The sequence below is a fragment of the Bacteroides sp. MSK.18.37 genome, from assembly GCF_019129155.2.
GTDB classification, from domain to species: domain Bacteria; phylum Bacteroidota; class Bacteroidia; order Bacteroidales; family Bacteroidaceae; genus Bacteroides; species Bacteroides ovatus.
This window is the reverse complement of sequence record NZ_JAHOIB020000001.1, coordinates 3,583,144-3,594,975: the sequence shown is the minus strand read 5'-3', so window position 1 is coordinate 3,594,975 and position 11,832 is coordinate 3,583,144. Positions and strand designations below refer to the sequence as shown.

At 45.7% G+C, this 11,832-nt stretch carries 6 protein-coding genes and 1 pseudogene; 6 read left to right on the top strand and 1 reads right to left on the bottom strand.

All coding sequences use genetic code 11. The annotated features are described in order from the left end of the window. The first annotated feature begins 6 nt into the window (after positions 1–6). The 6 genes from KSX81_RS14155 (at position 7) to KSX81_RS14130 (ending at position 11,412) form a co-directional block, all read left to right on the top strand. Complete coding sequence (locus tag KSX81_RS14155) at positions 7–1,230, top strand: glycoside hydrolase family 99-like domain-containing protein (RefSeq protein WP_004316150.1); 1,224 nt, start codon at positions 7–9, stop codon at positions 1,228–1,230. Positions 1,231–1,249: 19 nt separating this feature from the next. Beyond that, on the top strand, positions 1,250–3,034 hold the full coding sequence (locus KSX81_RS14150; protein WP_254029199.1) for an alpha-L-rhamnosidase C-terminal domain-containing protein: 1,785 nt from the start codon (positions 1,250–1,252) through the stop codon (positions 3,032–3,034). A gap of 70 nt (positions 3,035–3,104) precedes the next feature. Beyond that, the gene (locus tag KSX81_RS14145; RefSeq protein ID WP_217725541.1) at positions 3,105–4,304 is read left to right on the top strand and encodes a glycoside hydrolase family 27 protein; all 1,200 of its coding nucleotides are present in this window, start codon (positions 3,105–3,107) and stop codon (positions 4,302–4,304) included. Between the two features lie 41 nt (positions 4,305–4,345). Further along, positions 4,346–6,640: a glycoside hydrolase family 3 protein gene (locus KSX81_RS14140; RefSeq protein ID WP_217725540.1), complete on the top strand. Its 2,295-nt coding sequence runs from the start codon at positions 4,346–4,348 to the stop codon at positions 6,638–6,640. Positions 6,641–6,691: 51 nt separating this feature from the next. After that, positions 6,692–8,542: a glycoside hydrolase family 2 protein gene (locus tag KSX81_RS14135; protein ID WP_217725539.1), complete on the top strand. Its 1,851-nt coding sequence runs from the start codon at positions 6,692–6,694 to the stop codon at positions 8,540–8,542. A gap of 29 nt (positions 8,543–8,571) precedes the next feature. After that, positions 8,572–11,412: an alpha-galactosidase gene (locus KSX81_RS14130; protein ID WP_410492454.1), complete on the top strand. Its 2,841-nt coding sequence runs from the start codon at positions 8,572–8,574 to the stop codon at positions 11,410–11,412. A 222-nt stretch (positions 11,413–11,634) separates the two neighbouring features. On the opposite strand, the pseudogene KSX81_RS14125 reads toward KSX81_RS14130, so the two are convergent. Further along, a pseudogene (locus tag KSX81_RS14125) lies at positions 11,635–11,745 on the bottom strand (IS982 family transposase); the annotation flags it as partial. Positions 11,746–11,832 lie beyond the last annotated feature (87 nt).

Genomic DNA, 11,832 nt, shown 5'->3' with positions numbered 1-11,832 from the left:
AAAGATATGCATTATTTAAGAACACTGACTTATTTATGGAGTTTACTTACTCTTCTTTTAATGGTTGCTATCACAACAATCTGCTCCTGTGTCTCTACACCCCAAAGAAGCGGACAGTTGAAAGAACAAGATGAATATGATGTGGCAGCTTATATTTGGCCGTCGTGTCACAATGATCCGATGGGACGCGACACACTGTGGAGTGAAGGTACAGGCGAATGGGAAATTATCAAAAAAGGTAATCCCCGTTTCGAAGGACACTATCAGCCAAAGGTTCCTTTGTGGGGATACGAAATGGACGATGACACGCAGGTGATGGAGAAATGGATTGACGTGGCAACCGCTCACGGCATCAATACGTTTATCTTCGATTGGTACTGGTTCAACGGACAGCCTTTTTTAGAAAGCACCGTAAACAATGGATTTCTGAAAGCCAAGAATAATAAAAAAATGAAGTTTTACCTGATGTGGGCCAACCATAACGTGGCACACAACTATTGGAATGTACACCGTTACAAGGACAACAACTCGCGTCTGTGGACCGGTGTGGTAGACTGGGCCAACTTTAAAATCATTGTAGAACGAGTGATACGCCAATACTTTCACAAGCCCAACTATTACAAGATAGACAATTGTCCGGTATTTTCCATATTTGGTTTTCATGAACTGTTGGAAAGTTTCGGTAATGCAGACGGTGTGAAGAAGGCTATGGATTATTTCCGTAGCGAAGTGAAAAAGGCAGGATTCCCTGATTTGCACTTGCAACTCATCGGTGACGGGTCTCCCACCGACAAGTTTATAGAACTTGTTGTAAAGGCAGAAGTAAACAGTGTGACAAAATACAATTGGGGATGGCCATACGAAGAAGATTATCTGGCATGGGGTACAAAAGCCATGCAACGTCGCGATCAATGGACAGCGAAACTGGATTCATTGGGTGTGCCATTCTTCCCAAATGCATCAATAGGATGGGATGACACCCCGCGTTTCCCGAATAAAACAGCCAAAGAAGTGGTTCATTACAATGACTCGCCAGAAAGTTTTGCAGCTTTCTTGCAGAAGACGAAAGAATATGTAGACCAACGCCCCGACCGCCCCAAACTGATTACAATCAACTCGTGGAACGAATGGGTGGAAGGAAGTTATCTCTTGCCCGATATGAAGCATGGTTATGGTTACTTGAATGCCGTAAAACGGGTAATGAATGGTGAATATGATTACAAGCCCTAAAAATGCGAATTACTAAATAATGGAAAATTTGACACTGTATAAAAAAACATCATACATAATAGTACTTATTTCTATTTTTCTATTCCATGTTGTCACATCATTCGCTCAACAACGTGATAGTCGTGTGCGTGAGTATCTTTCTCCGACACGTATTGTTTGGCAGCAGGAGAGTCAACTGATACAGGGTGCAGAATATTTGCTTCGACCAGGGCATGGACAAGCAAATCTTGTGAATAATGAACTCTGCAAACTTTCGAGTACCGAGCAGCAGCATCCTGCTATTCTTTTTGATTTCGGAAAGGAATTGCAAGGTGGCTTGCAAATTGTCACCGGTATGCCGGATTCACATGCTCCTGTTACTATTCGTGTTCGCTTGGGAGAGTCGGTAAGCGAAGCTATGTGTGACATAGACGAGGTGAATGGAGCGACAAACGATCATGCTATGCGTGATTTTGTTATTAGTGTGCCTTGGCTTGGGGTCTTGGAGGTAGGGAATTCCGGTTTCCGGTTTGCCCGGATTGACCTTTTGGATGATTCCGCAGAATTGCACCTTAAAGAGATACGGGCTATTTCTGTTTATCAAGATATCCCTTATAAAGGTTCGTTCCGATGCAACGACGAGCGCTTGAACCGGATTTGGCAAACCGGAGCTTATACGGTGCATTTGAATATGCAAGAATATATCTGGGATGGGATAAAACGTGATCGCTTGGTTTGGATTGGAGACTTGCACCCCGAAGTGATGACTGTCAATACGGTTTTTGGGTATAATGAAGTGATTCCCAAAAGTATCGACTTGATCCGTGAATCTACACCACTTCCCAGATGGATGACAATGTGTACGTATTCTCTTTGGTGGATATTGATTCAGAGAGACTGGTATCTTTATCAAGGCAATTTGGATTATTTGAAAGAACAGAAAAACTATCTGTGTGACTTGTTGCAACTTTTAATGACGAGAATTGGAGAAGACGGGCTTGAAAAATTCAATGATGATGAAGGTCGTTTTCTTGACTGGCCTTCATGTGAGAATCCGTTGGCTATCAATGCCGGTGTGCAAGCTCTGGTGATACAGGCAATGAAGGCCGGATATGAACTTTGCAGCGTGTTGGGAGAAGACATGTTGGCAGCTAAATGTGAAGCCGTACGAAGAAAGATGGTTAATGCTGCTCCCAAAGTAATAAAACCATTTCTGAAATCAGGCATGGCTCCGGATGCTCCGGGACAGAAACAGGCGGCTTCATTATTGGCGTTGACCGGGTTGATCTCTCCTAAAGAAGCCAATCAGAAATATCTTTCGGTTAATGGTGGTCATGGATTCTCTACTTTCTATGGCTATTATATGCTTCAGGCAATGGCTGCTGCAGGGAACTATCAGGGAGCAATTGATGTAATCCGCCAATATTGGGGAGCAATGATCGACCTTGGGGCTACAACTTTCTGGGAAGATTTTAATTTGGATTGGTTGCCTGATGCTTCTCGTATTGATGAATTGGTAGCTACAGGTAAGAAAGATATTCATAGGGATTACGGAGATCATTGTTATAAAGGTTTTCGTCATAGTCTTTGCCATGGATGGTCTTCAGGTCCAACCTCTTGGTTGAGTGAGCATGTACTGGGTGTGCAGGTTGTGGAACCTGGCTGCCGTGTGGTTCGTATCACACCGCATTTGGGCGATTTGGAGTGGGTGGAAGGAACATTCCCTACGCCTTACGGACAGATTGTTATTCGCCATGAGAAAGGTGCGGATGCAAAGGTGCGAAGTAGGATTGATGCACCGTCTGAAGTAAAAGTTTTGCAATAGCCGGTTGGTGAAATAGGATAAAAGAATATTTACTCGTTCGCTTTTTAGTGGACAATAATAAAAGAATCAAATGAATAAGTTTTTAGTATTATTTTTGTTAGTATTTTCCCTAAGTATTTACGATATACATGCAGAGTGTGCAGATAGCCTGGCATTGACTCCCCCTATGGGATGGAGTAGCTGGAACTGTTTTAATAGCGATATCAGTGAACAGAAAATACGTGAAATCGCTGACTTCATGGTGTCTACAGGAATGAAAGATGCCGGATATGAATATCTGAATATTGATGACTGTTGGCAAACAGGACGTGATGAAAATGGAAATATTATTGTAGATGATAAAAAATTCCCTTCAGGAATGAAAGCTTTGGCAGATTATGTTCATTCTAAAGGCTTGAAGTTTGGAATTTATTCATGTGGCGGAACGATGACATGTGCCGGTCGGCCGGGAAGTTTCGGATATGAGTTTCAAGATGCGCGGACGTATGCTTCATGGGGTGTTGATTACTTAAAATATGATTGGTGTAACAATGAAGGGCGGAACGCACCAGCTGCTTATAAGATAATGGGTGATGCTTTGAAAAAGTCCGGGCGTCCTATCATATTATCAATTTGCGAATGGGGGCATAGCAAACCTTGGACATGGGGACATGGAATCGGGCAACTTTGGCGGACTACCCATGATATAATTAGCGTTTTCAGTGGTACTGTTCACTGGGGAGCTTTGGGCATAGTGGATATTATAGATCAAAATGCAGAACTATATAACTATTCCGGTCCCGGACATTGGAACGATCCGGATATGCTTCAAGTAGGTAATCCCGGACTGTCTATGGAGGAAAATCGTTCACATTTTACAATGTGGTGCATGCTTGCTGCACCGTTAATAGCCGGCAATGACATTTGTAAAATGGACAAGGAAGTTGCTAAAATACTAATGAATAAAGAAGTTATTGCCGTTGACCAAGATCGGTTGGGTAAGCAAGGTCGTCGCTATAAGGTATTGGGCAAAAACGAGATCTGGGTAAAACAATTATCTGGCGATGAGGTTGCCGTTTGTCTTTTCAATCGGGATGATCACTTTTCTTGGAACTTGAACATTGACTGGCAGAAAGAAGACTTTTCTTTGGTCGGCGTGAATCTTATCGAAAAGAAATATAAGGTACGTGACTTATGGAAACAGAAAGATTTAGGAACAGCCTCAGATAAGATGTCATTTGATGTTCCGGTACACGGTGTTGTTTTACTCAGACTAACTCCGGAAAACTAAGTGTAGAGTGATGTACATGATATAAAAAGTAAAAACATCTAATGAGTAAGAGCTTATATTTATTTGTTTTATTGCCCGGTTTGCTCTGCAGTTGCGGCGGACAGCGATGGACGGAATCCGTAGAAGACGGCTATCATCTGATCACCCAAAAAGGCGGTGCTACATTAGGATACAGTCCGAAGTCGGGAATCTCTATCATACAGCAAGATGGATATGTGTTCAAGGACTTGAACCGCAACGGCAAGCTGGATGTGTATGAGGATTGGCGCCAGTCGGTAGATGTGCGTGTGGCAGACTTGACAGCCCAACTCAGTATGGAAGATATTGCCGGGCTTATGTTATACAGTAGCCATCAGACTATCCCTGTGAACAGAAATGTCTATAACGGGAAAACATACACAGAGAGTGGTGTGCGCGCATGGGAACTGACTGATGAACAAAAGGTATTTCTTGAGAAAGATGGTGTGCGCCATGTGCTGATTACCGCAGTGGAGAGTCCGGAAACGGCTGCTCGTTGGAACAATGCTGCACAGAGTTATGCGGAAGGATTGGGATTCGGCATTCCATGCAATAATTCTTCTGATCCTCGCCATTCATCACGTGCAGATGCAGAATTTAATGCCGGTGGCGGTGGCAAGATTTCTATGTGGCCGGGCAGCTTGGGCATGTGTGCCACTTTTTCGCCCGAAATAATGAAACGTTTTGCAGAGATAGGCTCCGTAGAGTATCGGGCATTGGGATTTGCCACTTCTCTTTTCCCGATGGTGGACGTGGGGACTGATCCGCGATGGATGCGCTTTTGCTATACGATGGGAGAAGGTACCAAACTTGCCACTGATATGGCACGCGCCTATTGTGATGGCTTTCAGACATCAGAAGGTGATGCGGAAATTTGTGACGGATGGGGGTGGAACAGTGTGAACACGATGGTGAAGCACTGGCCGGGCACTGGGGCATGCAACGAAGGTGGCCGGGATGGTCATCAGGGATTTGGAAAGTATGCTGTATTCCCCAATGGTAACTTTGAACTGCACACGCTGCCCTTTACGGAAGGTGCTTTCAAATTGGAAGGCAAGACCAAGATGTCCGCTGCTTTGATGCCCGACTATTCTGCTTGCGTAGGAATCGAACCGGAAGGGGTAGGAAGTGGCTTCAGCAAGAAGTTCATCCAAGAAATGTTGCGTGAACAACAGAACTATGACGGAGTGATTTGTACCGACTGGATAATTACACATGATGAGGAAGGGGTGTATGCCTGTGCCGGAAAACCTTGGGGAATGGAAACCAAGAGTGTGGCGGAACGTCACTATAAAGTGTTGATGGCGGGAGTAGACCAGTTTGGCGGAAACAACGATCGGGGTCCTGTGATGGACGCTTACCGCATAGGGGTGAAAGAGCATGGTGAAGAATGGATGCGGAATCGTATGCGGACTTCTGCACGGCGTTTGCTGACTAATATCTTCCGCACCGGCTTGTTTGAGAATCCTTATCTCGATCCGGCACGAACAAGTGAAGTGGTGGGTTGCCCCGAATTTATGCAGGAGGGGTACAATGCGCAACTGAAAAGTGTTGTCATGTTGAAGAACCATGCCGGTGTGCTGCCATTGGAAGGGAGAAAGAAAGTGTATATTTCCGAGCGTTATGTACCCGCATACGTCGGTTTCTGGGGCGAGCAGATTGAGGAGCGGCATATCATCCCGCTAAGCAAGGAACTGGTGGAAAAATATTTCGAACCGGTTTCTACTCCACAAGAGGCTGACGTGGCTATTGTGTTCATAGATTCTCCTAACAGTGGTTACGGTTTTGATAAAGAAGCTGCACGGAAAGGAAAAGATACGGGCTATCGTCCGATCAGTCTGCAATATAGTGATTATACGGCAACGTATGCCCGGGCGCAGAGTTTATCGGGCGGTGATCCATACGAGGAATCCACCAACCGCAGTTATCAGGGGAGAAGCGTGAAGACTGTCAACAAAGGGGATATGGATTTGGTCATCCAAACGAAAAGGAGTATGGGGGACAAACCGGTGGTTGTAGCCATTAATGTGCTGAATCCTCCTGTGCTGAGCGAAATTGAACCTTATGCGGATGCATTGTTCCTTTTGTTTGATGTGCAACACCAGACGGTTCTGGATATGATGGCAGGGAAAGAGGAGCCTTCCGCTTTGTTACCTTTCCAAATGCCGGCAGATATGAGAACTGTAGAAGAACAGGCCGAAGACACTCCACGCGATATGCGTTGTTACCAAGACGCAGACAATCATGTTTATGATTATGCGTATGGGCTGAATTGGCAGGGAGTGATAGATGATGAACGGGTGAAGAAATACAAATAGTTTTTACGAACTAGTCCTTATAGATAAGAATAGGTCCTTATAGAAAAGATAATGAAAGAAAAATCGAAGTACTCATATATTTATGGGGTGTTAATCTTGTTGGTGTGTTGCACTAACTCTTACGCCCAATGGAAACCGGTCGGAAACAGAATTGTTTCCGACTGGGCAACGCAGATAGATATAAATAATGTATTATCCGAATATCCGCGTCCTTTGATGGAACGGACGGAGTGGATGAATTTGAACGGGCTTTGGAAATATGCCATTCTTCCATCGGGCAAGGCGATGCCACAAGTGTATGATGGTGATATCTTGGTCCCTTTTGCCGTAGAGTCTGCTCTATCCGGGGTAGGAAAGGAATTGGGAGAGAATAATGAGTTGTGGTATCAACGCCGTTTTTCCGTGCCTTCTTGTTGGAAAGGACAACGGGTGTTGTTGCATTTTGGTGCTGTAGATTGGAAAACTTCTGTATGGATAAACGGTATCAAACTTGGTGAGCATTGTGGCGGATACACTCCTTTTGCATTCGACATCACACAGGCGCTGAAGAAAGGTGATAATGAGGTTGTAGTGCGGGTATGGGATCCGACGGACAAGGGTTGCCAGCCTCGTGGAAAGCAAGTGAGTAACCCAGGGCATATCTGGTATACACCGGTGAGTGGCATCTGGCAGACTGTATGGTTGGAACCTGTGCCGGAATATGCCATTGAAAACATTCGGACGACTCCAGACATAGACGGTGGCAAACTGACGGTGGAAACGACAGTGAACTGCCATAATGCTACTGACCGGATAGAGGTGAAAGTACTTGATGGCAACAAGGTGATTGCATTCGGTAGTGCATTGAATCACGCTTCGGTGGAAATACCGATGCCTGCCGATTGCAAATTCTGGACTCCGGATTCTCCGGCTCTTTACGATTTGGAGGTTTCGTTCTACGTCAATGGAAAGCTACAGGATAAAGTGAAAAGTTATACAGCAATGCGTAAATTCTCTACTCGGAGAGATGCGAAAGGGTATATGCGCTTGCAACTGAATAATAAGGATATCTTTCATTTTGGTCCGCTTGACCAAGGATGGTGGCCTGACGGACTGTATACCGCACCGACAGACGAGGCTTTGCGCTATGACATCCAAAAGACCAAAGAACTTGGATTCAATATGATACGTAAGCATCTGAAAGTAGAACCTGCACGCTGGTATGCACATTGCGACCGTTTGGGGATAATCGTATGGCAAGACATGCCCAATGGTGACAAGAATCAAGATTGGCAATATAAACAATTTTACTATGGTCCGGAAATGTTGCGCACTTCAGAGTCGGAAGCCGTCTATCGGAAAGAGTGGAAAGAGATAATAGATTGTCTCTATTCTTATCCTTGTATTGGCGTGTGGACACCGTTTAATGAAGCAATGGGGCAATTCAAACCGGTGGAAATAGCCGGATGGACCAAGGAGTATGACCCGATGCGTCCGGTGAATCCTGCCAGTGGTGGCAACTATTTTCCTTGTGGAGACATTCTTGATCTGCATAGCTATCCGGAACCTGTCATGTTTCTTTTTGATGCCGACCGTGTGAATGTGGTCGGTGAGTTTGGCGGCATCGGCATGGCGCTGAAAGGACATTTGTGGAACGAAGACCGTAACTGGGGGTATGGCGACTTGAAAGGCAAGGAAGAGGCTACGGAACAGTATGTGAAGTATGCCAATCGCCTCAAGGAGTTGTCAGCATTGGGACTGTGTGGTGCTGTATATACTCAAACAACTGATGTGGAATCGGAAATCAATGGATTGATGACCTACGATCGCAAAATCGTGAAAATGGATGCAGATGCATTGCGGAAGGTTAACAGGGAGGTCTGTCATTGCTTGAACAATTCACTTCCGGAACAAGAGAAATAAATTGTAGACTGAAATTTGTGCAATCTGTAATGATTATGAATAAAAGAAATCTATTTGTTGGCATTTTTGCCTTGTTGTCACTATTTCTACAGGGGCAAAATATTGTTATATCCACCCCTTGTACACAGTTGCTTCTTTCTGCACCGAAGGGCGGCAGTTTGGAATATTTGTATTATGGATCACGTACTTCGGATGCAGATATCCAAGGTATTTACGAAACGACACACGGAGTAGATGCTTATCCCGTCTATGGAATGGGGTATCCATGCGAAACGGCATTGTCTGTCCGCCATGCCGACGGCAACCTGACACTTCAAATGGCAGTCATAGGCGTAAAAGAAACACGCCTTACAAAAGAAAATGCCACTTTGACGGTGATAGAACTGAAAGACAAAGTGTATCCTTTCTTCGTCAACATCTGCTACAAAGCATGGCAGGATGCAGATGTCATCGAGACATGGACTGAAATCCGTCACGAAGAGAAGAAGCCTGTCCAACTTCAGCAGTTTGCTTCTGCCTACTTGCCTGTCCGCCGCGGCAATGTCTGGCTGTCACATCTTTCCGGTGCCTGGGCAAACGAAGGACAACTCTGCCAGGAAGCGTTGCAACCGGGTATGAAAGTCATCAAAAACACGGACGGGGTACGCAACTCCCAATCGGCACATGCAGAAGTGATGTTCTCGCTCGACGGCAAACCGCAGGAGAACACGGGACGCGTCATCGGCGCAGCGCTTTGCTACAGCGGCAACTACAAACTGCGTATTGACACGCAAGAAGACGACTGGCACCATTTCCTCGCCGGCATCAACGAAGAAAACTCCTGGTACAACCTGAAAAAAGAAGAAGTGTTCCGCACCCCCGCATTGGCACTAACCTACAGCGATGAAGGGATGAGCGGATGCAGCCGGAAATTCCACCAATGGGCACGCCTGCATAAACTCGCCAACGGGAACACTCCCCGCAAAATTCTGCTGAACAGTTGGGAAGGCGTCTATTTCGACATCAACGAACAGGGCATGGACCAGATGATGGGTGATATCGCTGCCATGGGAGGCGAACTGTTTGTAATGGACGACGGTTGGTTCGGCGACAAATATCCGCGCAAAAACGACTCTTATGCCTTAGGCGACTGGACCGTAGACAAGACCAAACTCCCCGGCGGACTGCAATCATTACTTGACAACGCCCGGAAACACGGCATACGGTTCGGCATCTGGCTGGAACCGGAAATGGCTAATACCAAAAGCGAACTGTACGAAAAGCACCCCGAATGGATTATCAAGGCACCCGAACGGGAAGTGGTATGCGCCCGCGGCGGCACACAAGTCGTGCTCGACCTCTCCAACCCGCAAGTGCAGGATTTTATCGTACAGACGGTGGACGAACTGATGAATTCCTATCCCGACATTGATTATATCAAGTGGGACGCCAATATGTCCATCATCACCCAAGGTTCGCAATACCTGACCAAAGACAATCAAAGCCACCTGAACATCGAATACCACCGGGGTTTTGAGAACGTGTGCCGACGCATTCGCGCCAGCTATCCGCAACTGACGATACAAGCTTGCGCCAGCGGCGGCGGACGTGTCAACTACGGTGTACTGCCCTACTTCGACGAATTCTGGACAAGCGACAATACGGATGCACTTCAGCGTATCTACATCCAATGGGGCACTTCCTATTTCTTCCCCGCCATCGGCATGGGGGCGCATATCAGCGCAAGCCCCAACCATCAGACATCGCGTTCCGTTCCGTTGAAGTTCCGTATTGATGTAGCGATGAGCGGACGATTAGGTATGGAAATACAGCCCAAGAATATGACGGAAGAGGAAAAGGCATTGTGCAGAAACGCTATTGCCGAATACAAGACGATACGTCCCGTCGTACAGTTCGGAGATATTTACCGTTTACTTTCTCCGTATGACAAACAGGGCGCAGCTTCGCTGATGTATGTATCGCCAGAAAAGGACAAAGCCGTATTCTACTGGTGGAAAACGGAACATTTCTGCAACCGGCACTTGCCACGGGTGAAGATGGCAGGACTTGCTCCAGACAAATATTATAAGGTGCATGAGCTGAACCGCATCGACACTGAACCTTTGAAATTTGAAGGTAAAAGTTTCAGCGGTGCATATCTGAATGACAACGGACTGGAAATTCCCTCTACCCACAGAGTGGAACCTTCGAAACAAAACGAATATGCCAGCCGCGTGCTTTATCTGGAAGAAGTAACTCCCTCATTTTCCGACAACCGGATAGAACAACGCCCTCCGTTACGTGTTCTTTGCTTAGGCAACTCTATCACCCGCCACGAATATAAAGCGGACATCGAATGGTTCTCCGAATGGGGCATGGCAGCATCCAAAGAAGAAAACGACTATTGCCATCAATTGGAGAAGATGCTCTCGCAAAACCGTCCCGGCACAGTGGTTACCCCGCTGAACATCGCTTATTGGGAACGTAACCTGAATTGCAATATCGACTCGCTGATTGGCACTCATGTTACGGACAAGGATGTGATTGTTATCCGCTTGGGAGAAAACGTACAAGATAAGGAAGCATTCAAATCAGGTATCCTCCGATTGGTGGAATATTGCAAGCGGAAAGCAGACAAAGTAGTCATCACCGGTTGTTTCTGGAAGGATGAGGAAAAAGAACGTGCCATCATCAACGCTGCGCATATGCATGGACTCACTTTCATTCCGATTGACTGGATAGACCGCTTGTATGATTCACGTCCGAAAGTCGGAGACACTCTTTATGACATACACGGAAAGCCATATACTGTAACCAAGGATTTCATCATCGCACATCCCGACGACGAAGGCATGAAGAAGATAGCGGAAGCAATATATAGGGTTCTCTAATGCCCCCGGTGCTTCATTCTTCCATTATTTACAACTGTATAGTTTCCAATTAATGAGAAACTACAGTTGTATGAATAAAGAATTTCAGTTTAAACCCAAAATGGAGAGAACGCCTTGGCTTACCTCCAGAAGAGTCATGGAAAAACGTTCTGGAAAAACTCGCTCCTCTCCCCATGGAAAAAGGAGTATATGTGACTTATGAAGGAATACCTGAAATGTGGAAAAAATAGTCAGTTGCCCGTCATTGATAAACCTCACATCAATGGCGGGTTTCCTTTCAAAGAAACAGTATGCAGCGATAGCCGACAAGGAATTTGCAATAAAAAAGGAGAAAAGACTTACCAAGTCTTAGAATTCCTTTTACCAATATTCTTGAGGAGAAACAAAGATATGGAACTTTAGACAAATAAACTACACCAT

Excerpts from the sequence above, each read along its gene's own strand:
- KSX81_RS14155 (WP_004316150.1), top strand. The coding sequence starts at position 7 with ATGCATTATTTAAGAACACTGACTTATTTATGGAGTTTACTTACTCTT.
- KSX81_RS14150 (WP_254029199.1), top strand. The coding sequence starts at position 1,250 with ATGGAAAATTTGACACTGTATAAAAAAACATCATACATAATAGTACTT.
- KSX81_RS14145 (WP_217725541.1), top strand. The coding sequence starts at position 3,105 with ATGAATAAGTTTTTAGTATTATTTTTGTTAGTATTTTCCCTAAGTATT.
- KSX81_RS14140 (WP_217725540.1), top strand. The coding sequence starts at position 4,346 with ATGAGTAAGAGCTTATATTTATTTGTTTTATTGCCCGGTTTGCTCTGC.
- KSX81_RS14135 (WP_217725539.1), top strand. The coding sequence starts at position 6,692 with ATGAAAGAAAAATCGAAGTACTCATATATTTATGGGGTGTTAATCTTG.
- KSX81_RS14130 (WP_410492454.1), top strand. The coding sequence starts at position 8,572 with ATGATTATGAATAAAAGAAATCTATTTGTTGGCATTTTTGCCTTGTTG.